The sequence below is a fragment of the Saccharothrix sp. DSM 118769 genome (assembly GCF_052936295.1).
In genome coordinates, this window is sequence record NZ_CP193627.1 from 5814181 (window position 1) to 5837111 (window position 22931).

Genomic DNA, 22931 nt, shown 5'->3' on the forward strand with positions numbered 1-22931 from the left:
GTCGGCCTCAGCCCATCAGCACCTCCCCCGTCAGGAACGCCAGGTCCAGGGCTTGCGGGGTGTCCGGGTCACCACCGCGGTCGGTCGCGCCGGTCAGCTCGACGTGGATGCCGCCGGGGTGCGTGCCGAGGCGTCGGTGGACCTCGAAGAAGCCCTGCACCTCGTCCACGACCCGGTCGAAGCGGCTCGCGCCGGGCGCGTTGCGGCGCAGCGGGTCGCACTGCCACACCACGTCGTGCCCGGACGCGGTCACCGCCTCCACGATCGGCGGCAGGGCGGTGCGGACGCGGTCGCTGCCCATCCCGACCATCAGCGTCACCCTGCCCGCCCGGAACCGGGGGTCGAGGCGGGCGACGTACTCCGCGACCAGGTCCGGCGTCGCGGTCGGGCCGATCCCCACGCCGATCGGGTTCGCCAGCAGCTCGACGAAGGCGATGTGCGCGCCGTCGGGCCGGGCGGTGCGCTCCCCGATCCACAGGAAGTGCCCGGACAGGTCGTAGAGCCCCGTGCCCGTGCGCAGCATGGCGCGCTCGTAGTCCAGCACCAGCGCCTCGTGCGAGGTGTGGACCTCGGCCCCGCGCAGCGCCCCGGTGTCGACGCGGCACGCGCGCACGAACCCCAGGCCCGCGTCGACCTCGTCCGCCAGCGCCCCGTAGCGCACCCCCCAGCGGGAGGTGCGGACGAACTCGCGGTTCCACTCGTTCACCCGCGCCAGGTCGGCGAAGCCCGACCGGGTCAGGTCGCGCACGAGGGTCGTCGTGGAGCAGGCGTCCAGGTAGGTCCGGGCCATGCGCGCGGGGTCGGGTGACCGGTCCGCCGCCTGCCCGGCCGGGTCGGCGAGGGGTGGTCGCGGCCCGGCGTGCCGCCCCGCGAACCGGCCGACCTGCACCACGGGGAGACCCGACGCGTAGGTCAGGACCAGCGCCGCCTGCGCCAGGGTCCGCAGGTTCGCCGTGACCCGGGCTTCGGGGTCACCGGCACCGGGGTCACCGGCACCGGGGTCGGGTGCCTCCGCGCGGTCCTCGCCCTGGAGCAGGAACGCCTCGCCACGCGCCACCCGGGCGAGGTGCGCGCCGAGCCGGTCGACCTCGGCGGCCGGGACGACGGGCGGTGCGCTCGCCGGCATGTCGTGGACGGACCTGGCGTGCTCGTCGTCCGACCACCGGGGCTGCCGGGCGGCGGGCTTCGCCAACGCCGCCGACACGCCGGGGAACCCGGGCGCGTCCCGGTCCGGCAGGTCGACCAGCGTGCCCTGGTCCCGCATCACGTCAGCACGTTCCCGTTGCCCGGCCGCACGGCGCGCGAGCGGCGCAGGTCCAGGTGCACGAAGCCGCGCTGCAACCAGCGGTCCCGGCCGTCGTAGCGCGGGGTGAACGCCGACCGCCCGTGCAGGGTGATCCGGTTGTCCACCAGGGCCATCGTGCCGGGGGTCAGCACCAGGGAGGTGCTGACGGCGGCCAGCGCGTCCGCGAGGGCGTCCAGCGCGGTGCCGGCGGCCTGGTCGAGCGGGTGGGTGCTCGCGAAGTCGACCCGCACGTCCGGGTCCTCGACGTCGCCGACGAGCACCGCGTGGGCCTTGGCCGCGGCGCCGGCCGCGCCGAACGAGGCGGGCGCCTCGGTGACGTAGCGGTCCTCGGCGAGTACGGCCAGGGTCGCCTCGGGGAGCAGCCGGACCGCCTGCCGCACGCAGGCCGTTGCCAGCGCGGCGACGTTGTCGTGGTCGTTGCGCAGGCAGAACAGCGAGAGGTAGTCCGGCCGGAACGGGTGGAAGGCGTTCTCCACGTGCATCTGGAGCCGGGTCGACCCGGCGTTGCCCTGGAACTCCTCCCGACCGGGCACCGGGACGACGTCCTGGAGCAGCGCGCCGAACTTCTCCTCGCGGAACGAGACCAGCTCGCCGAGGTAGAGGTCGACCATGACGCTGACGGCCGCCGCTCCGGTCGCCTGCCGCTGCACGGAGTTCATCACGGTCGGCGTCGGCGGCAGCAGGTCGTCCGCCGCGATCGGCAGGTTGCCGATCACCAGGACCCCCGTGTCGCCGGGGTCGTTGCGGAAGGCCCGCAGCGCCTCCCGCAGGGCCGCCGGCAGGCGCGCCGACGTCCGGCGCGCGGCGGCCACCCACTCCGGCGCGTCGACGAGGCGGGGTTCGACCCGGCTCAGCCCGTCGGCCAGCTCCCCCACGAGTGCGCGGTCGGCCGCGGTCAGCACGATGCCGCGCACCGAGGACGCGTGCAGGTTCAACGTCATGATTTCCCCCCGGGTGTGGTTCAGTCGTGGTAGTGGATCGAGATCTTCTCGTCGAGGTGGTCGTCGAACGCGATCATCTCGGCCTCGCTGCCGTGCACCGACATCACGAACGCGGGCCTGCCGGAGAACTCCGGGTAGGGCCGGACGAGGTCGCCGGGGAACAGGAACCTGGGCGTCAGCTCGACGCAGTCCAGCTCCGCGACCTCGTCGAGACCGGCGATCTCCCGGATCACCCCGGCGCCGCCGCACGGCACGATGTAGTTGCTGGCGTAGCCGGTGATCCGCGGTTCGTCGGTGAGCCCCACCGGTTCCCGCCCCAGGGCGACGCGCAGCGCGTTGCCGATGAAGTCGATCCCGGTGCTGTGCCGGACGATGAAGTGCGACACCCCGGAGCCGCCGATCCTGGCGCCGACGTCGAACACGAACGGCGTCCCGTCGGAGCGGAGGCGCAGCTCGGAGTGCACCGGTCCGCTCTCGATCCCGAGCGCCTCGTTCACCAGGCCGATCTGCTCCACGACGGTCGACCGGACGTCCGGGGGCAGGTTCGCCGGGGCGCGGTAGACGCCTTCCTCGAAGTACGGTCCGCGCGGTTCGCCCTTGTAGCCGATGGAGTGGACGTAGGTCCGGCCCCGCCGGACGAAGCTCTCCACCGCGAACTCGGGGCCGTCGACGTACTCCTGGACGAGCAGGCCGCGCGCGGCGGACTCGGGCGGCAGGTCCCGCCGGGCCACCTCCTCCACCCGGAGCAGCTCCTCGGCGAGGTCGGCCGGGTCGTCCACCCGGACCACGCCCATGCTGCCGTACGCCGACGCGGGTTTGACCACCACGGGGAACCGGAGGTCCCCCAGCGGCGGGGGTTGGGCCGCGACGGGCACGGCGACCGACGCGGGCGTGTGGGCCCCCGCCGCGCGCAGGAGCCGGTGCACGCCCCGCTTGTCGGTGGCGTTCACCGCGGCCTCGGGCGAGATGCCCGGCAGCCCGAGCTCCGCCGCGATCACCGCGGTGATCGGCACCGCCGGGTCGTCCATCGTGAACACGCCGTCGAGCCGGTGCTCGTCGCGGTAGGACCGCAGCGCCCGCAGCGCGTCGGCCGGGTCGCCGAGCACGTCGCAGCGGAGGACGTCGACGACGCCGTCCGGCACGTCGTCGACGACCTCGCCGGGGCGGGGCACGAGGACGAATTCACAGCCGACCCGGTCGTGCGCCTCGAACACCCACGGCAGCACGGGCCGCGCGTGGATCAGTCCGATCCTCGGTCTGTCGATGACTTCTCCCCTTTCAGCGCACGGCCCTCGTCCGGCCGTCGAGTCGGGTCCCCCGAGCGGACCACGAGCAGCACGCCCGCGGCGGCGAGCGCGAACAGCGTCACCTCGAACACGGTGAACACCGGGGCCACGCCCAGGACCCATTCGGTGCTGCGCACCAGGAAGGGCAGGCACACGGCCGCCGACGCGGTGAACAGCGGCCCGCGCACCAGCACCAGTTCGTGCGAGAGGACGTACACGGGCGCGGTGAAGACCGCCCCGAGCAGGAACAGCGCCCCGAGCTGCGCCAGGGACAGGGACCAGAGGTCCTCGCCGATCAGCAGCGCGGTGGGGACCAGCATCAGGGTCGCCACCCCGGCGATCCCCGGCAGGGACGCGAGCGAGGGCAGGTCCCCCATCTCGGCCCGGTAGGCGAACCCGTAGAGCGAGTAGAAGAACGTCCCCGCCAGCGCCAGGCCGACGCCGAGCGCGATCGTCCAGCCGGTGGCCTGCGCCAGGCCGACCGGGACGCCGTGGCGCAGGCCGTAGACGACGGACGCCGCGACGGCGAGGACCGTCCCGACCCACTTGGTGGGCGTGGACCGCTCCCGGAACGCGGCCACGCCGATGACCAGGGTGAGGCAGGGCATGAGGCCGACCAGGATGCCGCTCGCGGACGCCCCGATCATCGTGATGGCGAAGACGGTGCACACCGAGTAGAGGAAGAACCCCAGCAGCGCCAGCTTGGCCAGCGCCACCGGTCGCCGCAGCGCGACGACGGACGCCTTCCGGTACCTGGCCTTGACCAGCACCAGGCCGATGACCACCGGCAGGGTGAACAGCGTGCGGACGCCGGCGACCGTCAACGGCGGCAGCTGCGCCAGCAGCCGTCCGGACATCACCCAGCCGCCGGTCAGCAGGGCCACCATGCCCACCGCCATGACCGGCACCCGGAGGGCCCGCCAGCTCACGACGCCCCGCGCCACTGGCCGCGGCACCACTGCCCGCCGTGCCGCGGCCCGCCCTGCCACTGGCCGCCGTGCCACTGCCCGCCCTGCCGCTGCCCGTCCTGCCGCCGGCCACCGCGCCGACACCGGACCCGCGCCGGGTCGGCCGCGCACCGTTCCACGCGCACCGGGTCAGAGCTCCCCTACGCCGAAGCTCAGCGCCGGGACCCGCTCGGCGGTGCCCCGGTAGCGCCGCAGCACCTCCTGCTCCTCGGTGAAGGCGAACTTGTCCTTGTCCGCGCCGGGTCGGAGGTAGCGCCGCACGAACTCCGTCGCCGTCGCCCGGTAGTCGTCGTCGTCCGTGACGGTCGCCTCGATCGACTCGATGGCGTCGACCAGGGCGCGCAGCGCCGCGTACACGTCGGGCATCGACATCCGGAGCTTCCCGTCGCCGGCCGGGGTGATCGCGCCGTGCTCGCTGAGCCAGGAGTACAGCAGCACCCCGGTGCCGGAGTCGAAGACCCGCTCCGCCTTGGGGTCGAGCGGGTAGCGGAACAGCCGTTCCAGCAGGATCATCTCGATCACCGCGTCACCGAACGGGACACCGCCCTCGGCGCAGGTGAGCAGGCTCTGGCTGTCGACCTTGATCTCCTCCAGCAGGCCGACGAACCAGTTGATCTTCACCTGGATGTGCTCGTCGAACGGCTTGAGGCCCTGGTGGTGGAAGTAGTCGTGCAGGTACCCCCACAGCGACCGGGCCTCGTAGACCTCCTCCGGCGTCAGCGCCCCGGACACCATCGGCAGCGAGTCGGCGGTGAGCAGCGCGCGGGCCGCGGGCACCGAGAACGCCTGGTAGATGCGGCGGAACTTGTTGAAGAAGAACATCGCGAACTCCTGCTTGTCCGGCTTGACCGCGGCCGGGATGTTCTCCGGGAAGAACACGATGCAGTTGCCCCTGCTGATGCCGTCGCTGCCGACGAGCAGCTGCACGGACTGGCAGATGTTCTTCGGGTGCGGGAACCGCTGCGACATCAGGGCCAGCGCCTCGGGTTCCTGCCGGCGCACGGCGAACGCCTCGAACCCGCGGCGGACGGGCGGTTCGGAGTTGGTCATCAGCAGCGGGCCGATGAACACGCCCAGCGCGCCGTCCGGCGCGGGCACGACGGCGTCGCGCACGCGGTCGAACAGGGGAACGGTGCCCAGCCCGGCGTCGAGCCACGCCCGCGTGTCCGCGGCGAACGCGGCGGCGGACCCGTCGTCGCCGATCCGGTCCAGCACGTCCACGGCGACGTCGAGCAGCTCCTCCACCAGCACGCGGTCGTGGTCGGTCGGGTCGGCGATCCGGCCGTCGAGCTTCTGGCGGACGCGGATCTCGTTGCAGAGCGGGATGACCCGCTGGGACAGCAGCTTGACGGCCTCGCGTTCGGCCGCCGACATCTCGATCATGCGTTCCCCCTGGGGTCGCTGGGTCAGACCGCCCCGGCGGTGACCCGCCGGTGGACGAGGTCGTCGTAGGCGTCGAGCAGGCGCGAGGCGACGGGCCCGACGCCGTACTCGCGGTGGTCCACCGACCGGACCGGCTGCACCTCGTAGGCGGTGCCGGTGACGAACACCTCGCTCGCCCGGTCGAGCGCCTCGGGCAGCAGGTGCCCGACCACGACCTCGATGCCCAGTCGCCGCGCGAGCGCCAGCACGGTCTGGCGGGTGATGCCGTCGAGCAGGCAGTCGCACGTCGGGGTGTGCAGGGCGCCGTCGACGACGAGGAACAGGTTGGCCCCCGTCGCCTCGGCGAGGTAGCCGCGGTAGTCCAGCAGCAGCGCGTCGTCGTACCCGGCGGCCTCCGCGGCCCGCCTGGCGAGCGTGCAGATCTGGTAGAGCCCGGCGGTCTTGGCCGCGGTGGGCGCCATCCTGGGCGACGGGCGCACCCACTCGCTGGTGCCGAGGGTGATGCCGTGCCGCTTGGCGTCCGGGGAGAACACGTGCGGCCACTCCCAGGCGGCGACGGCCACGTGCGCGGTCGCCCGCGGGGCGGTGATGCCCAGGCTGTCGCTCCCCAGCCAGGCGATCGGCCGGACGTAGCCCTGCTCGATGCCGTTGGCCTCGACGACCTGCGCCGTCGCCGCGTCCAGCTCGGGGACGCCGACGGGCAGGGTCAGGCCGATCTCGCGGGCGGAGGCGAGCAGTCGGGTGCTGTGCTCGGTGAGGCGGAAGACGACGCCGTCGTAGACGCGTTCGCCCTCGAACACGCTGCTGGCGTAGTGCAGGCCGTGGCTGAGCACGTGCAGCCGGGCGTCGCGCCACGGCACCAGGGCGCCGTCGAGCCAGATCCACCCGTCGCGGTCGTCGAGGCCGCCGCTCATCCCGCCGTCCCGACCGGGACGTGGATGGTGAAGCCCATCGGCACGGGGCCGTAGTCGCGCAGGACCACCAGGTCGTGCTCGCGCGCGGCGGGCAGGGTGGTGATGCAGCCGTCCGTGAGGCCGTTCGCGCAGTCCGAGGCGGCCTGGGCGTTGCTCGTGGTGATCACCCTCGTCATGCCCTCCGGCACCAGGTGCTGCGGCGCGGGGTGGGTGGAGACGGTGGCCGGTTCCCGCTGCTCGCGGGCGGCGAGGAGCATGTTGAACGTCGGCATGATGAACATGTCGGCGAGCACGAGCCGGTGCAGGTTGCTGAACACGAGCGTGTGCAGGTCCGGGTAGACGACGCAGCCGAGCAGCGCGTGCGTGCCGTCGTAGGACATCTCCTCGACGGCGGTCTCCAGGGTGCGGTGCAGCCGGACCTCGCCCTCCACCCCGCGGTTGGCCAGCCACACCCTGGCGGCCTGCTCGCAGTTCGTGCCCGCCGGGCCGAGCGTGTGGACTTCCGTGATCCTGGTCAGGGCGTTCTCCGTCGTGGTGGCCACAGACGTCATCGGCATTCCTTAGGGTGATTTAGCGCGGTACGCGCGGCGATCGGCCGCGTCGGACCACGGGTGCTCGATTCATCGACCGCTTTTCGGGCATACCGATCCGCCGCGCCCACGGAATCGCGGACAACGGCAATGGAGAGGGAAATGTCGGTTTTGCCCGGGAACTGTTCCGGCGCGTGCGCGCGAAACCGGGAAGCGGCACGGCGATCACCGCCGAACAGTTCGTGAACCGACACAACCCCGATGCGCGGGTCGTCCGGTCAGGATCGCGGAATACCTGCGGAAATCCGCACCCGGGAGCGCACGCGACCACCCGCGACGAGCTGACCAGGCACTACCCGACGCGCGGGCTGACCTCGACCTCGTCCGGGAAGGGCGCAGCACCCCGTTCGCAGGACCGGTATTCCGGCGACGAACGCACTCATCTGGTCTGACATGGACAACCGATACCCCCCAGGCCCGCCACCGCGGGCTGCCTCACACGAAAACGCCGGGAGATCGCGTCCACCCGGGGAAGGCGATCTCCGCTATTCACCGACTCGAACCGGACAACGAAGAGGATCGGACGCGGCCCCCGTACCGGTCCATGACGAACTCCCCCGCGACCCACTCTCCCAAAAGTTTCACACGAAGCCAATAGGCAATCGGGTGAACGCCGACCGGCCGCCCGATCACGGGCGGTGCCGTTGCGTGGTCGTGCGCGAGCGCCACCCTCGGGCTCGACGTCGCCCGGCCCGCCGCCGTTGCCGGTCGCGGGACGACGCACCCCTCACCGCGTGAATGGATCGCCGCCGGCCGGGTAGGCCTTTGCTCACCGCGGGGGCGTGCCGCCCGCGCGGGAGGGTCGTCCACGGGCGGCCCGGTCGAACCGGGCCGGATCGTTGAGCAGACAGCGCCGGCCCGGTTCGGTCCCGTCCCCGCCGGTCGGCCGGGCCGCGGGACCGGCGGCGTCAGGCCCCGGTAGCGGTGTCGGCCGGGACGGCGGGCTGCGCGGTCAGCACCAGGGCGGCCTGGTCGTCCTCGCCGACGTTGCCGGCGGTGAAGCGGGCGACCGCGTCGATCAGGCGGCCGAGGGTGTCGCCGGCGGTGGGGCGGGCGCAGCGGGCGAGGGCGGTGTCGAGCCCCTCGTCGTCGAACTGGGAGCCGTCGGGGGCGCGGGCCTCGGTGATGCCGTCGGTGACCAGGACCAGGCTGTCGCCGGGGTGCAGGTCGACCCGGTGCACGTGGAAGACGGGGTCGGGGTCGACGCCCAGCAGCATGCCGCGGGTGATCGAGGCGGTCACGGTGCCGTCGGCGCGCAGGACGCGGGGCGCGACGTGCCCGGCGCGGATGAGTTCCACGGCCAGGTGGCCGCCGCGGTTGGCCAGGTGGCCGTGGACGAGGGTGACGAAACCGGTGCCGTGCGCGCGGGGGCGTTCGACCAGGGCGGTGTTGACCGCCCGCACGACCTGGAGGGGGTCGGGCAGCACGCGGGCGATGGCGCGGGCGGTGTTGCGCACCAGGGCGGTGGTGGTGGCGGCCCGCGCGCCGCGCCCGCACACGTCGCCGATGAGGAACGCCCACCGCCCGTCCGGCAGCGGGAACACGTCGTAGAAGTCGCCGCCGACCTCCAGGCCCTCGCCCGCCGGGTGGTAGTGGGTGGCCACGTCGGCGCCCGGCACGGCGGGCAGCTCGGGCAGCAGCAGCCCGGCCTGGAGGTCGTGGGCGAGGCGGGCGCGCTGGGTGTACTGGCGGGCGTTGCGCGCGGCCAGCGAGGCGCGGGAGGCCAGCTCCCCGGCCAGGTGGACGGCGTGGCCGTCGAGCGCGGCCGTGCCGGTGGTGAACAGGGTCAGCGTGCCGAACGGGCGACCGCGGTCGGTCAGCGGGATGCACAGGTAGCCGGTGACGCCCAGTTCGGCCCACGGTCCCGGGCCGGTGGGCGCGCGGCGGGCGACCTCGGTGGTCGCGAGCGCCAGCACCCGGACCACCGCGTCGTCCCCGTCGTCGTGCACGGGCACGTGGGTGGCCAGCAGGTCGGCCTGCGCCGGGTCGACCGCGGCGGTGGCCAGCCGCCGGACGCGCCCGGACTCGACCACGTCGACCGCGCACAGCGGCGCGAGCTTCGGCACGCACAGCTCCGCCAGGCAGCGCAGGGTCTGGGTGTGGTCCAGGTCGCGCGACAGCGCGGTGCCGGCCTCCAGCAGGAAGGCCAGGTCGTCGCGGGCGGCCTTCTCCTTGGCCTCGGCGGCGGCCTTGGCCTGCTCGATGCGGTGGCGCTCGACGGCCAGCGCGGCGGTGTCGGCGAAGATGCGGGCCAGCGCCAGGTCGGAGTCCTGCGGGCGGCGCGGTGTGCGGTGGTACATCGCGAAGGTGCCCAGCAGGCGGCCGTCGCGGGCCAGGATCGGGGTGGACCAGCACGCCGCCAGCGAGGCGCGCGCGGCCAGCTCGCGGAAGTCGTCCCAGAACGGGTCGCTCGCGATGTCGGCGACGACGACCGGGCTGCGCCGGTGGGCCGCGGTGCCGCAGGAGCCCACGCCCTCGCCGGTGGCGATGCCGTCGATGGCCTCGTTGTAGAAGTCGGGCAGGCTCGGCGCGGCCCCGTGCCGCAGGCGCCGGCCGTCCTCGTCCGCCAGCAGCACCGACACCAGCGTGTCCGGGGTCAGCGCCTCGATCACCCGCGCCATGCCGTCGAGCACCTCGGACAGCGGGGCGTCGCGCGCGATCTGCTCCAGCAGCGCCCGGTGCTCGGCGGTCAGCCGCTGCGCGTGCTTGACCTGGGTGATCTCCACGCCCAGCACCGTCACGCCGGTGACGAGGCCGCCCTGGTCCAGCCGCGGCTCGTAGACGAAGTCGAAGAACGCCTCGCGCTCGCGGCCCGCCTGCCCGAGCACGATCCGCGCGTCGCGCGCCGAGTAGGGGCGCCCGGTGCGGTAGACGCCGTCGAGCAGCGCCAGGAAGCCCTGTTCGGCCAGCTCCGGCACCAACCGCCCGATGGGGACGCCGGTGCGCGCCCGGTCGCCGCCGCCGATGGCCTCGAAGAACGCGGCGTTGGCCGCCTCCACCATGTGCGCGGGTCCCGACAGCAGCGCGAACACGGCGGCGGACTGCCCGAACAGCGCCCGCACGTCGGAGGTGTCGCGTGGTCGGTCCCGCGCCGGGCCCGAACCGGCAACCGGATCGTTCTCGTGGACCATCGCCGTCTCCGCCCGTCCTCGCGCCCACGTCGTCGGTCCGGGCGGCCGTGCACCGACCATCATCCCCCACCCGGGGGACGGCGTCAGCGCGCGAGGCGCCGGCCACGTCGACGAAAACCGGGATGACCTGGTCCGACCCGGTGGCGGACAACGTCCTGGCCGGTCCCGGCGACACCCCCGACAGCCCCGGGGCGGCCCCGACAGCCCTGGGGCGGCCCCGCGAGCGCCGCGTTCGGCGCGCCCCCCGCTCAGCGCGACGAACGCGGCCGCGCGGCCGCGAGGTCGATGGTGCCCGCGATGACCTCCTGGGCGACGTGGCCGAGCTTGAGGTTGTGCCCGCGGGCGTGGCCGCGCAGCGCGGCGAAGGCGGCGTCCATGTCGACCCCGAGGCGTTCGGCGACCAGCCCCTTGGCCTGCTCCACGACCACCCGGCTGTTCAAGGCCGCCTGGAGCTGCTCGGTGAGCACCTGGTGGTGGTGGATCGAACGCTGTTGCAGCAGGCCGACGGTGGCGACGTCGACCAGCGCCGTGGCGGTCCGCAGGGCGGTGGCGTCCAGCTCGCCCACCCGGTCGCGGAACAGGTTCAGCGCGCCGATCACCTCGTTGCGCAGGCGCATGGGCACCGCGTCCACCGCGACGAACCCGGCGTCGGTCGCCGCCGCGGTGAACCTCGGCCACCGCTCCCCCGCGTTGAGCAGGTCGGGGTGGCCCACCCTGGTCCCCGTCGCGAACGCGTCGAGGCACGGTCCCTCGTCGTTCTGCAGCTGGAAGAGCTCCAGCAGCCGGACCTGCTCGTTGGACGTCGCGATCAGCTGGAGCCTGCCCCGCTGGTCGGCCAGCAGCAGCCCCGCCGCGTGCACGTCGAGCAGTTCCACGCACCGGTCCACGAGCATGTGCAGGAAGTCGATGACGTCGAAGTCGTCGACCAGGGTGTCGGCCAACTCGACGAACGTTTCGACGAGACGATCGCCGTCCATCGCAGCCACCTCCATCGGTGTGTTCGGGGTGCGGGGCCGCGCCCCACCCGTTGTCACGGTCGTCCGCCGTCGCGGTGGAACCGGCGCCGGCGCGCCACCACGTCGGCGGCCAGGTCGCTCAACGGCACCTGCTCGACGAACGCCCTGGCCCGCAGGGAGGCGAACGCGTCCGCCATGCCCACGCCCAGCTGCGCCGCCACCATGCCGGTGGCCTGGTGCACCTGCGGGTTGTGCAGCGGCAGGACGTCCCCGGCGGCACCGCCGGCCGCGCCCAGGCCGGCGTGCTCGTCCAGCAGCAGCCGCAGGGCCAGTTCCCCGAACGCCAGGGAGTCGGTCAGCGTCGCGGCGTCGAGGTGACCCCCCTCGACGCGGTACAGCAGCAGCACACCGACCCGGATCGCGCCCACGCACAACGGCAGGGCGAACAGCGACGCCGCCCCCGCGTCGACGGCCAGCGGCGCGAACACCGGCCACCGGGTCCGGCCGGACGGGGCGTCGAGGTCGGAGACGAGCGCCGGACCGCCCCCGCGCCAGACGTCCACGGCCGGTCCCTCCCCCACCGTCACCTGCAACTCGGCCAGCCTCTCCCCCAGGGCGTCCGTGGCGCACAGGACCTCCGGCCAGCCGGAGGTGTCCACGGTCAGCACGGCGCCGCTGACACCCAGCCGCTCCACCGCCGACCGGCAGAGAACGCCGACCGACACGGGCACGTCCAGTTCGGCGGCCCTCTCCGCGATCCAGCGGCTCACCAGCGCCAGGCGACTGGTGGTGTACCGGGCCATCCGGGGACCTCCCGTCACCTCGTCGCGCGGTGCGACCCGGACACCCCCGCACCGCGATCGGCCCACCCCGCGCACCGGGGACGCCGCGCCGGTCCGGTGACGTCCCCGATCCGCCGCGAGCGGTCCGGGGGTCAGCGGTGGACGGGTCAGCGGTGGACGGGACCCGGCCGCCGGCGGCGACTCGTGTCGAGCCGGACGCGCCTGCGCCACAGCGGGCCGCGGGGCACGGCGGTCGGCGGGTCGGGCGGGGGCGTGCCCGGTGACCGCGACCGGTCGGCGGCCGTCACGCGGGCGAGGTGGCGGTGGCGGCGCCCCGGTCGGGGGTCCGTGCCAGGAGGTCCTCGACGGTGGCGGTCGAGTCGGGGTCGGCGGCGGCGTGCATCGCGGTCGACCGCGGCCACCAGCCGCCGTCGACGCGGCCCCGCGCACCGGTGAGCGGTTTCACCGCCCACCGGCACGCGTGATCGCGTGCCGCGGTGGGACCGGTGGTGGAACCGGACTGGTTCGGGATCATCTCGGCGCTCCCGCCTCCGACCGGACCGGCCGGTCGGACTTCGTGGTGCGCCCAAGGCGACGCCGACTCGGACATCGGCGTTCAACGCGCCCTCGGTAATGCCACATTACACCGGAAATCCACCGGAAAACGCGCACGGCGGATTTCCGTGAATTCCCGCCGACGCGGTGGCGACTTCACCGGAGGCCCGTCGGGGCGGGATCGGGACGACGTCGCGCGGCGGCCCGGCGGACGTCCGTTCGGTCCGGCGGGCGGTCCGCGCCGGTCCCGTCGGTCCGCGGTGTCAGGCGCCGCCCGCGCGGTCGCTGATGTTGCCCACGACCGTCTTGCCGTAGGTCGCGCCGCTCGACTCGCCCGAGCACAGGCAGCCCCGGGACAGTCCACCCGCCTCGGTCGCGGAGCAGAACCGCCGCGCGAGCGGGTCGTGCGCGTCCACCGGGTGGTGGCACGCGGAGCAGGGCACCGGGGTGCCCGGCGTGGAGAGGTCGTCCGTCAGCAGTTCGGTCGTCGACATCGATCCGTCCTTCTCGTGGTCGGTACCACTGTTGTCCGGGACCCGGCAGGTCCACGCGTTCCCCTGGCGGGCCGGACGGGTTGGGCGGGCCGGCCGGCTGGCGGGCCCGCGGTCTCACACCACGACGACGGTCTTACCCCGGGAATGGCCGTCGACCACGTGCTGGACGGCCGCGGGGGTGTCGCTGAGCGGGTAGGTCCGGTCGACCGCGGGGGTGACCGCGCCGGACTCGACGAGCCCGGTGAGCGCGAGCAGGTCGCGGGCGTTCTCCGAGTTGACCAGACCGCGCAGCGTCTGGCCGGTGAACAGGGACAGCACGGGTGCGCGCAGGGTGCGGTCGAAACCGCCGAGCCACCGCCCACCGGTCTCGGAGCCGACGATGACCAGTCTCCCACGCGGGGTGAGGACGCGCCGGAGGTGGGTCAGCGAGCGGTGCCCGCCGATGTCGAGGACGACGTCGTAGCGCTTCCCGCCGGCGGTGATGTCCTCACGGGTGTGGTCGATGACGTGGTCCGCGCCCAGGGAGCGGACCAGGTCGGTCTTCGCCGTGCCGCACACGCCCGTGACGTGCGCGCCGAGCGCCTTGGCGATCTGCACGGCGAACGTGCCCACACCCCCCGAGGCGCCGATGACCAGCACGTCCTGCCCGGCCCGCACCCGCCCCGCGTCGCGCACGCCCTGCAGGGCCGTGAGCCCGGAGATGGGCGCGGCGGCGGCCTGCGCGAAGTCGAGGTTGGCCGGTTTCGGGGCGATCCTGTCCTGCCGCGCGACGGCGTACTCGGCGAAGCAGCCCTCGCCGATGCCGTAGACCTCCTGGCCCGGCCGCACGGCGGTCACGTCCGCGCCGACGGCCTCGACCAGCCCGGCGACCTCCCGGCCCCGCACCCGCGTCCTCGGCCTGCGGAACCCGTAGCCGAACAGCCGGATCGGGTAGGGCAGGCCCGCCATGATGTGCCAGGCGCCCCGGTCGACCCCGGCCGCGCGCACCCGCACCAGCACCTCGCCGGCGGCGATCCGGGGCCGGTCGACCTCCTCCGACCGCAGGACGTCCAGCGCCTCGCCGTACTCGTCCTGCACGATCGCGCGCATCCTCCGCGCCCCCGGTGGCGGTTGCGCCGGTCCGCCGTTCTGCTCGACTCCCATGATTTCCCCTTAAAATCGCGAGCGTACGCCTCTGCTCACGAATTCACACCGTTTCCTTGATCGCGGACAAATACCGCGCGAATGCGCGCTTTCCACGGGAATCACGCCGGGACGGTCGGGGCGCGGTCACCAGGGTCCCGAGGTCGGCTGCCGGAACGCGCGGATGCGGTCGGCCAGTGCGCGGGCACCGCGGTGGGAACGCCGCCGCTCGGCCTCGTTGCGCAGCGGCCGCAACCGCTCGGCGGTGCGGGCGGACACCAACCGCTCGCACAGGTCGACCGCGCGCCCGCCCGCCTCCACCGCGTCGTCCACCCGGTCGTCGAGCAGGTGGCACACGGCCAACGAGATCAGGCCGAACGCCCGGCCACGCGCCCTGTCGCCCCCGTAACCCGCCACCGCCGCGGCCAGCAGCGGCACCGCGAGGCGCGCGTACCGGGGGTCGACCACCACCGCCAGCTCGGTGCGCACCATCCCCGCCACCACCGAGAGGTCCGCGGAGGCGGCGGACAGCGGCCCCGTCGCACCCGGCGCCCCGGCGAGGTCGCCCTCGACCTCCGCGAGCAGGGCCACCGCCTTCGCCTCCTGCCCCAACCGCGCCCACGCCCACGCCGTGTTCACCCCGAGCAGGGCCGCCACCCGCGACGAACCGCCCGCCTGCGACGAGCCACCCGCCTCCGCCGCCAACCCGCCGAGCCGGAACTCCGCCAACGCCCGGGACGGCTCGCGGTGGTGCAACCACAACCGGCCCACCCGGCAGTACACCTCGGCCGTCAACGCCCCGTCCCCCACCGACGCCGCCAACGTCACCGCGGTGTTGAAGTACCCCAGGGCCGCGCCCACCATCCCGGTGTCGAACGCCGCCCACCCGGCCGCGCTGTGCAGGTCCGCCACCGCCGTGCGCAACCGCACCCCGTCGAGCCCGGGGGCGGAGAAGTCCAACAGCCCCAACGCGGAAGGCAGACGACCCACCGCCGCGTCCCGGGCGAGAGCGCCGCCGTACCGGCGGTCCAGGGCCCGCACCTCACCGGTGAACGCCTCCAGGCCCGCGACGGACGAGACGTCCGGTCCCGCCGGCGGCGCGCGGTGGGGACCACCGACGGCCTCGTGTGCGCGGTCGGGCACCTGCCACCTCCGGACGCCGAAGAAACGCGGTCTGCCGGGGGCCGGGGCAACCGCGACGATCCTGTCACGCTTCCCCGATCGGGGAAGCGCCGGGACCCGGGTGCCGCGACGGCGCGACCGTCTCCGGACCGGGGGTCGGCGTGCTCCCCGTGCCGGTCGACGCGGCCGGGCCGGAAGTACGCCGCCGGGCCGGGAACGCGCGATCCGCGACCCACCGGCGGCCCCGTCGTGCCCGGTCGGCGCGGGACGTGTGGTTGGGTGGACCCCCGAGTGGTCGGAGGTCGCCGTGGACGGTGACGTGGTCGGAGCGGATGACGTGCTAGCAGCAGCCGAGAGCGCACCCCCGGTGGAGTCGGTCGAGGTCGTCGCACGCGACCTCGCCAAGCGGTACGGCGCCTTCGACGTGTCGTTCCTGCTGGTCGACCTCGTCGACGAACAACTCGTGCGGCTGACCTCGACCGCACAGGCCCCCGACGGGCGGAGCGCGGAACGGGTCGACCTGCGCGGCAGCGCCTACGAGGAGGTCCTGCGCACCCAGCGGCCGTGGCAGGAGCACGACAGCGACGGGGCCCGGGTGGTGCTGCCGGTGACCAACCGCGGCGACTGCGTCGGCGTGCTGGAGGTGACCGTGCCCTCCCTGGACGAGAAGATGCTGGAACAGCTGGCCGAGGCCGCGCACGCACTGGCCTACGTCATCGTCACCGACCGCCGCTTCACCGACTACTACCACTCCGGCCGGCGCACCACGACCATGAGCCTGGCCGCCGAGATCCAGCACCAGCTGCTGCCCTCGGCCTCGTGCTGCGAAGCGGGCCAGTTCACCGTCGCCGCCGCCCTGGTGCCCGCCGACGACATCGGCGGCGACACCTACGACTACTCCCTGGACCGCGACACCCTGCACCTGTCGATCACCGACGCGGTCGGCCACGACGTCGCCTCGGCGCTGACCGCGACGCTGCTGGTCGGCGCGCTGCGCGGGGCCCGCCGGGCGGGCTGCGACCTGGCCGAGCAGGCCGAACGGGCCAACCAGGCGCTGCTGGACCACGGCCACGGGTCCTTGGCGACCGGGATGCTGCTGCGCGTGGACCTGCGCGGGGGCGAGGTGGACCTGGTCAACGCCGGCCACCCCGCCCCGCTGCTGCTGCGCGACGGCGTGGTGGAGCCGGTCGAGCTGGAGGTCGACCTGCTCTTCGGCGTCATCCCGTACCGGTACCGGGTGCAGCGGCTGGAGCTGCGCCCCGGCGACCGGCTGGTGCTGATCACCGACGGCATGTTCGAGCGCGACGCCGTCGACGCGGACCTGCCCGCGCTGATCCGCGACACCGGGGAACTGCACTCCCGGGAGGTCGTGCGCGCGGTGACCAGGGCGGTGCGGCGAGCCTGCGGCGACCACCTCCAGGACGACGCCACCGTGCTCTGCCTGGACTGGCACGGGACCGGCCGCACCGAACGCCAAGCGGACAACGGGGCCGACACCGACACCGCCTCGCCCGCCCGGGACGGCGAGGACGGAACTCGCTGACAGCCCGCACGGGCACGTCCGGCACGGGCACGTCCCGATCCGCCACCGCCCGCTCCCGGCTTAGCGCCGCCCGTTCCCGCTCCCGGCCCAGTGCCGCCCCCTCCCGGCCCGGTGCCGGTGGGTTCCGATCCGGCACTGCCGGGTTCCGACAATCGGGTGGGGTTCGCCGGAGTCCGCCGACGCGCCGTGCGCACGGCGGTCGGATGCGGTAGCGATGACGAGGTGGACCCGCCCCCTCCCGCCCAGAACGGCCCGCCCGTTCCCCGCGCGGGCCTGTCGTTGTCGGCCCGGTCGCACGGTGACGCGGTGTTGCTCTCCCCCACCGGCCGACTCGACCTGTCGACCTACGCACGGCTGCGCGACGGGCTGCTCAAGCACCTGGTCGACCAGCCACGCGCGGTGGTCGTCGGTCTCGGCCCCGAGCTCGACATCGGCAGCGACAGCCTGACCAGCGTGTTCGTCTCGGTCTGGACGCGCAGCCGGCCCTGGTCCGACACCCCGCTGCTGCTGGTCGCCACCACCGCCGGACACCGCAGCACGCTCGCCCGCAACGGCGTCCCCCGGTTCCTGCCCTGCTTCGACCGGTTGACCGCGGCCCTGGACGCCGTGGAGAACCCGCCACCGCGGCAACGGGACCAGGCGCAACTCCCCCTCGACGCCGACACCGAACACCTCGCCCGCGACTTCACCCGGCGCACCTGCCACCGGTGGCGGGGCCTGCACGACATCACGCCGCGCGCCGTGCTGCTGGCCGGCGAACTGACCGGCCTGGCACGGTCCACCGCGGCCTCCGGCACCACGCTGGTCCTGCTGCTGGAACGCCGACCCGCGCACCTCTCCATCACCGTGCGCTGCGTCGGCGCCACGTCGACCCACCCCGTCACCGCACCAGACCTGACCAGGGCACAACGGCTGAGCACCGCCCACGGCACGGTCCGCACCCCCGACGGCGCCGTCATCTGGGCCACCATCGGCCTCGACCGCCACCGGATCTGAACGCCGGCGCGAGCCGCGCGACAAGAGGGGGACGCGCCCCCGGTCAGCCCGTGCCGAAGACCGCGAAGGAGGCCCAGGGTGCCCGACGACCACCGTCCTCTGCCGCGGCCGGGTCAACTCGTCGGTGAGGATCGCCCCCGCCGTCTGCCGCACAACCGCTGCGCCACACCGAGATCGACCCCGACCACGTGTCGCTGCGTCTGCTGCCACAGCCCGTAGAACCCCAGCGCGCGGTAGTCGTCGCGGAACAACGGCACGCACCCGCGCCACACCCCGCGTTCATCGGTCGACCACACCTGCCGGATGCGCACCCGGATCACGCGCAGCCGGTCACCTTCGCCAACTCCGGCCGCGCGCACAGTTCCCCGACGACGCGTTCGGCGTCGGTGTCGAAGACGTGGAAGTAGCGGTACCGGCCGTCGGTCAGCACGACCGCCCTGCGGCTGTCGGTGGTGAACGACAGATCACGCACCCGGTCCGCGGAGAAGAGGTCCAGGGTCGAGGTCGCCGCGGCGTGGAGCCCGGTCAGGTCCCAGAAGGTCACCTCGCGGTCGTGCTGGACGGCCAGCACGCTCCCGTCACCGCTCAACGCGATCCTGTTGGTCACCTGGCTCAAGCCGGGAACCCTGGCCACCTCGCGCCCGTCGGCGACCCGGTAGACGGAAGCGTGGTCGCCGGCGTCGTCGTGCAGAGCCAGGAACCCGCCGTCCTGGCTGAACACCGGCGGCACGCCGGTGTGGAAGTGCGGGAACGCGACGCGTTCCCTCAGCGATCCGTCACCGCCGAGGTCCAGCAGTCGAGTGGTCGAACCAACGGGTCGCACCTCCTCTACGAGCACCACCGGGTCGGTCGGGCTGAACACCGCGTACCGGGCGGCGGGCAGGTCGGTCGACACCGGCCGGGCCGGGTCGGTGAGGTCCCACAGCGTGATCCGGTCCGTCTCCCGCCACTCCGGCAGCACGGCGGCACTCAGCGGCGTACCCAGCTCCAGGCCCCGGGTGAGCAGGAAACGACCGCTGTGGTCCAGGCCGATGGGCGACAACGGGCGCGGCAGCACCCCGACCTCGTGCGGCGCTTTCAGGTCGGTGAGGTCCCAGAGCCTGGTGCGACCGTCTTCGTCCGCGGTGACCAGGAGGCGTCCATCGCCGCTGAGGCTCCCGGTGCGGACCTCCGCGTCGAGGTGGCCCAGGCCGGTGAACGGCGTGGTCGAGGTGTCCCAGAGCCTGCGCCGGTCGTCCGCGTCCACGTGCAGGACCAACGACGAACTGAGGATCTTGCCGGTCTGGAAGACCCCGCCCTGCTCTTCGAGCGCCGTCAGCGCGCCCCGGCCGAGGTGGAACGCGGTCAACGCGGTGTAGGCGGTGAACAGGCCGGCCCTCGTCTCCAGGGTCTGGGCACCCAGGTAGGCGCGCACGCCCAGGCGCGCGGCTCCCGCCGGGTCATCGGGGGCCAGCGCCGACGCCATGGCCGCGTCGGTGAGCGCCTTGGCGTACGTCTCCCGCTCCCGGGCGGTCTGCTGCGCCCGCAGCGCCCACGTCGTCGTACCGGCCAGCACGAGCGTCACCGCGGTGAGCACCGCGGTGAGCCGCTGCAGTTGGCGCGCACGGCGCAGTTGCCCGGCACGCGCGGCGCGGTCCGCGGTGACGCCGGCGTCGAGGAACTCCTGTTCCAGCGCGCTGGGCAGACCACCCCGCTCGCGCCAGGCGACCGCCGCGTCGAGCTGGACACCACGCAGCAGCGCGCCGGGGTCCCGCCCCAACCCCGACCACGTGCGCGCGGCCTCGGCAAGCCTGCCGCGCAGGCGGATGTCCTCGCGGTCGTCGTCGAGCCAGGCCCGCAGCCTCGGCCAGGACCGGATCAGCGCCTCGTGCGCCATCTCCGCGGTGCCGCCGTCGCGGACGAGCAACCGCGCGGAGGTGAACGCGGTCAGCACCGCCACCAGGTCCGGGTCGTGCTCGACCTCGGCCACGTCGAGCCGCCGCCGGGTGTCCTCGGTGCCCTCGCCGAGCGCGACCAGCCTGCCGAACAAGGCGCGGGCGGCGGCCTGCCGGGCAGGGGACAGACTGCCGTGCACGTCCTCCGCGGTGCGGGCCACCGCACCGTCCAAGCCGCCCACCGACCGGAACCCCGCCAGCGTCAACAGGTGCCCGCTGCGACGCGCCCAGGTCTGCCGCAGCACGTGCGACAGCAGCGGCAGCACGGCGGGACGCCCGTGCGCCTGGGCCACCAGCTCGGCCAGCAGCGCCCCCTCCACCGCGCAGTCCCGCCGCTTGGCCGGGTGCACGATCGCCCGGCGCAGCTCGTCGGTGCTCATCGGCCCGACCACGACCTGACCGCCGGGCAGCGCCTCCAACAACGACGGGTGGGCGGCGCAGTGGGCGAAGAAGTCCGACCGCAGGCCCAGCACGACCCGGCACACGCTGTTCGCGGCCGACGCCGCGGTGATCAACCCCCCGACGAACACGTCGCGCTCCGCCGGGTCCGCGCAGAGGGTGAACACCTCCTCGAACTGGTCGACGACGACCACGACCTCGGCATCACCGTCTCGCGCGGCGGCCTGCAGGAGCAGGCGGTGCAGTCCGCGCCGGTCCTGCGCCCACTCCCGCGCGACCTGCCCCGCGGGCACCCCCAACAGCGGGGCGAGCGCCGCCGACGCCTGCTCGACCGGGTGCGGGCCCGGGGTGAGCACCAGCACCGGACGCCCGTCGAGCGCCGGCAGCACCCCGGCGCGCAACAACGAGGACTTCCCCGAACCGGACGCCCCGAAGACCACGACCACCCGCTGCCCGCGCAGTCGCTCCAAGGTCTGCGACACGAGCCGTTCACGACCGGCGAAAAGATCCGCCTCGTCCGGGGTGAACGCCCTCAGCCCGGGATAAGGAGCGACATCCGCGACATCAGGTGATTCGACGGGCAACGCCGGACGCGCGTTCAACTCCGCCGCGACGGAGTGCCACCGACGTTCCCACTCCTCTTCCTCCCCACCACACGCCCGCACGAAAGCGAGCGTCACCTCCAGGCTCGGCAACTTCCGCCCACCCGCCGCCTCGGAAAGCGTCGTGGCCGAGTAGTGCGCGACACGACCGAGTTTCCGATAAGAGGGCGACCCGGCGCGCACGCGAAGAAGGCGCAGGTCGACAGCGAATTGAGTCAGCGCGGAACCATCAGGCGACAACGGTTGTTCGACACGCGGCACGGCACATCCCCCATGACGTCGACCGCGGCCATTGTGCGGAGCTTTTTGTCAGGTGTCCAGTCGCCCGGCGCCTGACAACGCGCACGCCCTACACAGGTGGTGCGGACGTCCCGCAGATCGGGGGCGGGACGTCCGCACCACGATCGGAACCCGATTCGGAGGATCGAGTGACAACGAGGATGACCACCACCATCACGGCCCTCGCACTGGCGGCAGCCGGCGCGCTGGCCGCCGCCACGCCCGCGTCCGCGGCGGCGGAGGTGCCCACCCCGCTGCCCGGCGGCGTGCTGAGCATCTACGTCGACAACGTGAACACCACCGGCGTCATCCAGGTGCGGTTCCGGCGCACCGCGGTGGGCAACGTCACCGACCGGATCAACCTCGGGTGGGTGAGCCCCACCGGCCAGATGCACCTGGGACCGGCGTTCGTCAGGGTCGAGGTGGGGCAGGAGGCCGTCCACACCTGGCCGACGTGGATCGGCCCGGGGTGCAGCAAGCCCGTCATGGAGGTGAACACCGACAGCGACCCGGAACGGGAGTACCTGGTCGACAACACGAAATTCGCCTGCGTCTGACCGCAGTCGTCCGGTGGGGCGGTCGGGTGATTCCCACCCGACCGCCCCACCGGCTTCCGCACCTCTTCCACCCGACCGTCCGGGCACTCACCTGTTCGAGGATGGGCACAACCGGACGTCCTTGAACCAAGTGTGCATTTTTCGGTATACGATGAAGTTGCAGGATCAACAGCTGCAAGGAACAACGACCTCGGCCCACCCACGCGATCGGTGATGATGGGGCTTTCGCTCGATCGGGGAACGGGATGGGTCGACCAACGCTCTTCCTGATGGTGGGACTGCCGGCCACCGGGAAGACCAGCGCCGCGCGGCGCGTGGAGGTCGAGCGCAACGCGCTCCGCCTCACGAAGGACGAGTGGGTGAAGGCCCTCTACGGGCACGAGAACCCGCGATCGGCCTCCGACGTGATCGAGGGACGGCTCATCGGGATCGGGCTGCGCACCCTCGAACTCGGCGGCAACGTGGTGATCGACTACGGGCTGTGGGGTCGGGACGAGCGCTCTGCGCTGCGGCAGGCGGCGGCCGACCGCGGCGCGGACGTGGAGATGCACTACTTCGAGGTGTCCCCGGCCGAACAACGCAGACGACTCGACCGGCGTCAGGCCGACGAACCCGACACCACGTGGCCCATGTCCGACGAGGAACTCGCCGAGTGGGCCGGTGTCATCCAGGTCCCGACGCGGGGTGAGCTCGACGGCAGCGAACCCGTCGACGACCCACCGGCCGGGTTCGCGTCGTGGGACGACTGGCGCGCGCACCGCTGGCCGCCGACGCTCTCCCCTGGGGGCACCACCAGGGGATGACATCGTTTGCAACCCGAACCACCACGAACTTGTCGGGGTTGCAAACCAACTGAGGCTCCGTCGATCGACACCACCGGGCGAACGACGCCCCGCCCTCGGCACCAGCCGCCCACTCCGCCACGTCGGGCATCCCGGCCCTGGTCGATCCCGCGACCGACCTGGGCCGGCACGCGCCCGGCCCCCAGCCCACCTGGTTCGACTCGATCTACTTCACCGGCTCGGTGCGGGCGAACGGCCAGGAGTTCGGCCCCCAGGTCCACACGCGCAT

The 22931-nt window shown here is 73.7% G+C and carries 21 protein-coding genes; 4 read left to right on the forward strand and 17 right to left on the reverse strand.

The features are described from left to right. Nucleotides 1-7: 7 nt before the first annotated feature. The 15 genes from ACRAKJ_RS24760 to ACRAKJ_RS24830 all read right to left on the reverse strand — a co-directional run bounded on the left by ACRAKJ_RS24760 (nt 8) and on the right by ACRAKJ_RS24830 (nt 15571). Nucleotides 8-1264: a 3-deoxy-7-phosphoheptulonate synthase gene (locus ACRAKJ_RS24760; protein ID WP_438923582.1), complete on the reverse strand. Its 1257-nt coding sequence runs from the start codon at nt 1262-1264 to the stop codon at nt 8-10. Next, nucleotides 1264-2247: a TauD/TfdA family dioxygenase gene (locus tag ACRAKJ_RS24765; RefSeq protein ID WP_438923564.1), complete on the reverse strand. Its 984-nt coding sequence runs from the start codon at nt 2245-2247 to the stop codon at nt 1264-1266. The genes ACRAKJ_RS24760 and ACRAKJ_RS24765 overlap by 1 nt, the downstream gene beginning before the upstream one ends. 20 nt (nt 2248-2267) lie before the next feature. Further along, nucleotides 2268-3473, reverse strand: a complete 1206-nt coding sequence (locus ACRAKJ_RS24770; RefSeq protein WP_438923565.1) for an ATP-grasp domain-containing protein — start codon at nt 3471-3473, stop codon at nt 2268-2270. A 14-nt stretch (nt 3474-3487) separates the two neighbouring features. Then, nucleotides 3488-4462, reverse strand: coding sequence for an EamA family transporter (locus ACRAKJ_RS24775; protein ID WP_438923566.1), 975 nt, complete (start codon nt 4460-4462; stop codon nt 3488-3490). Then, nucleotides 4459-4626, reverse strand: a complete 168-nt coding sequence (locus tag ACRAKJ_RS24780) for a hypothetical protein (protein ID WP_438923567.1) — start codon at nt 4624-4626, stop codon at nt 4459-4461. The genes ACRAKJ_RS24775 and ACRAKJ_RS24780 overlap by 4 nt, the downstream gene beginning before the upstream one ends. A 4-nt stretch (nt 4627-4630) precedes the next feature. Then, nucleotides 4631-5884, reverse strand: coding sequence for a DUF6421 family protein (locus ACRAKJ_RS24785; RefSeq protein WP_438923568.1), 1254 nt, complete (start codon nt 5882-5884; stop codon nt 4631-4633). A 23-nt stretch (nt 5885-5907) separates the two neighbouring features. Beyond that, a complete protein-coding gene (locus ACRAKJ_RS24790; protein WP_438923569.1) occupies nt 5908-6798 on the reverse strand; it encodes a branched-chain amino acid aminotransferase in 891 nt (296 codons plus the stop codon). Beyond that, on the reverse strand, nt 6795-7349 hold the full coding sequence (locus ACRAKJ_RS24795; protein ID WP_438923570.1) for a hypothetical protein: 555 nt from the start codon (nt 7347-7349) through the stop codon (nt 6795-6797). Before ACRAKJ_RS24795 ends, ACRAKJ_RS24790 begins: the two co-directional genes overlap by 4 nt. Nucleotides 7350-8296: 947 nt before the next feature. Next, complete coding sequence (locus ACRAKJ_RS24800) at nt 8297-10519, reverse strand: SpoIIE family protein phosphatase (protein ID WP_438923571.1); 2223 nt, start codon at nt 10517-10519, stop codon at nt 8297-8299. Nucleotides 10520-10767: 248 nt separating this feature from the next. After that, nucleotides 10768-11496 (reverse strand): ANTAR domain-containing protein, encoded by a 729-nt coding sequence (locus ACRAKJ_RS24805; RefSeq protein WP_438923572.1) that lies wholly within the window; start codon nt 11494-11496, stop codon nt 10768-10770. Nucleotides 11497-11549: 53 nt separating this feature from the next. Next, nucleotides 11550-12278 (reverse strand): ANTAR domain-containing protein, encoded by a 729-nt coding sequence (locus tag ACRAKJ_RS24810; protein WP_438923573.1) that lies wholly within the window; start codon nt 12276-12278, stop codon nt 11550-11552. Between the two features lie 283 nt (nt 12279-12561). Continuing rightward, nucleotides 12562-12792 carry a hypothetical protein gene (locus ACRAKJ_RS24815; protein WP_438923574.1) on the reverse strand — a complete coding sequence of 77 codons (231 nt, stop codon included), beginning with the start codon at nt 12790-12792 and terminating at the stop codon, nt 12562-12564. A 283-nt stretch (nt 12793-13075) separates the two neighbouring features. Continuing rightward, the gene (locus ACRAKJ_RS24820; RefSeq protein ID WP_438923575.1) at nt 13076-13306 is read right to left on the reverse strand and encodes an RGCVC family protein; all 231 of its coding nucleotides are present in this window, start codon (nt 13304-13306) and stop codon (nt 13076-13078) included. 114 nt (nt 13307-13420) lie between these two features. Further along, nucleotides 13421-14449: a zinc-binding dehydrogenase gene (locus tag ACRAKJ_RS24825; RefSeq protein ID WP_438923576.1), complete on the reverse strand. Its 1029-nt coding sequence runs from the start codon at nt 14447-14449 to the stop codon at nt 13421-13423. A gap of 126 nt (nt 14450-14575) precedes the next feature. Next, nucleotides 14576-15571, reverse strand: coding sequence for a tetratricopeptide repeat protein (locus tag ACRAKJ_RS24830; RefSeq protein WP_438923577.1), 996 nt, complete (start codon nt 15569-15571; stop codon nt 14576-14578). A 316-nt stretch (nt 15572-15887) separates the two neighbouring features. Between ACRAKJ_RS24830 and ACRAKJ_RS24835 the strand changes: the two genes are divergently transcribed. Then, complete coding sequence (locus ACRAKJ_RS24835) at nt 15888-17093, forward strand: SpoIIE family protein phosphatase (protein ID WP_438923578.1); 1206 nt, start codon at nt 15888-15890, stop codon at nt 17091-17093. 222 nt (nt 17094-17315) lie between these two features. After that, the gene (locus tag ACRAKJ_RS24840; RefSeq protein ID WP_438923579.1) at nt 17316-18089 is read left to right on the forward strand and encodes a hypothetical protein; all 774 of its coding nucleotides are present in this window, start codon (nt 17316-17318) and stop codon (nt 18087-18089) included. 113 nt (nt 18090-18202) lie between these two features. Here ACRAKJ_RS24840 and ACRAKJ_RS24845 read toward each other — a convergent pair whose 3' ends face one another. Both ACRAKJ_RS24845 and ACRAKJ_RS24850 read right to left on the reverse strand, forming a co-directional pair. After that, on the reverse strand, nt 18203-18409 hold the full coding sequence (locus ACRAKJ_RS24845) for a hypothetical protein (protein ID WP_447008683.1): 207 nt from the start codon (nt 18407-18409) through the stop codon (nt 18203-18205). Further along, a complete protein-coding gene (locus ACRAKJ_RS24850) occupies nt 18406-21285 on the reverse strand; it encodes an nSTAND1 domain-containing NTPase (protein WP_438923580.1) in 2880 nt (959 codons plus the stop codon). Before ACRAKJ_RS24850 ends, ACRAKJ_RS24845 begins: the two co-directional genes overlap by 4 nt. Before the next feature lie 179 nt (nt 21286-21464). On the opposite strand from ACRAKJ_RS24850, the gene ACRAKJ_RS24855 reads away from it, so the two are divergent. Together ACRAKJ_RS24855 and ACRAKJ_RS24860 are read left to right on the forward strand one after the other, a co-directional pair. Next, nucleotides 21465-21860 (forward strand): hypothetical protein, encoded by a 396-nt coding sequence (locus ACRAKJ_RS24855; RefSeq protein ID WP_447008684.1) that lies wholly within the window; start codon nt 21465-21467, stop codon nt 21858-21860. A gap of 245 nt (nt 21861-22105) precedes the next feature. Beyond that, nucleotides 22106-22663, forward strand: a complete 558-nt coding sequence (locus ACRAKJ_RS24860) for an AAA family ATPase (RefSeq protein WP_438927008.1) — start codon at nt 22106-22108, stop codon at nt 22661-22663. The last annotated feature ends 268 nt before the right edge of the window (nt 22664-22931 follow it).

Excerpts from the sequence above, each read along its gene's own strand:
- ACRAKJ_RS24760 (WP_438923582.1), bottom strand. The coding sequence starts at position 1,264 with ATGCGGGACCAGGGCACGCTGGTCGACCTGCCGGACCGGGACGCGCCC.
- ACRAKJ_RS24790 (WP_438923569.1), bottom strand. The coding sequence starts at position 6,798 with ATGAGCGGCGGCCTCGACGACCGCGACGGGTGGATCTGGCTCGACGGC.
- ACRAKJ_RS24785 (WP_438923568.1), bottom strand. The coding sequence starts at position 5,884 with ATGATCGAGATGTCGGCGGCCGAACGCGAGGCCGTCAAGCTGCTGTCC.
- ACRAKJ_RS24815 (WP_438923574.1), bottom strand. The coding sequence starts at position 12,792 with ATGATCCCGAACCAGTCCGGTTCCACCACCGGTCCCACCGCGGCACGC.
- ACRAKJ_RS24795 (WP_438923570.1), bottom strand. The coding sequence starts at position 7,349 with ATGACGTCTGTGGCCACCACGACGGAGAACGCCCTGACCAGGATCACG.
- ACRAKJ_RS24855 (WP_447008684.1), top strand. The coding sequence starts at position 21,465 with ATGACCACCACCATCACGGCCCTCGCACTGGCGGCAGCCGGCGCGCTG.
- ACRAKJ_RS24820 (WP_438923575.1), bottom strand. The coding sequence starts at position 13,306 with ATGTCGACGACCGAACTGCTGACGGACGACCTCTCCACGCCGGGCACC.
- ACRAKJ_RS24805 (WP_438923572.1), bottom strand. The coding sequence starts at position 11,496 with ATGGACGGCGATCGTCTCGTCGAAACGTTCGTCGAGTTGGCCGACACC.
- ACRAKJ_RS24860 (WP_438927008.1), top strand. The coding sequence starts at position 22,106 with ATGGGTCGACCAACGCTCTTCCTGATGGTGGGACTGCCGGCCACCGGG.
- ACRAKJ_RS24800 (WP_438923571.1), bottom strand. The coding sequence starts at position 10,519 with ATGGTCCACGAGAACGATCCGGTTGCCGGTTCGGGCCCGGCGCGGGAC.
- ACRAKJ_RS24825 (WP_438923576.1), bottom strand. The coding sequence starts at position 14,449 with ATGGGAGTCGAGCAGAACGGCGGACCGGCGCAACCGCCACCGGGGGCG.
- ACRAKJ_RS24810 (WP_438923573.1), bottom strand. The coding sequence starts at position 12,278 with ATGGCCCGGTACACCACCAGTCGCCTGGCGCTGGTGAGCCGCTGGATC.
- ACRAKJ_RS24765 (WP_438923564.1), bottom strand. The coding sequence starts at position 2,247 with ATGACGTTGAACCTGCACGCGTCCTCGGTGCGCGGCATCGTGCTGACC.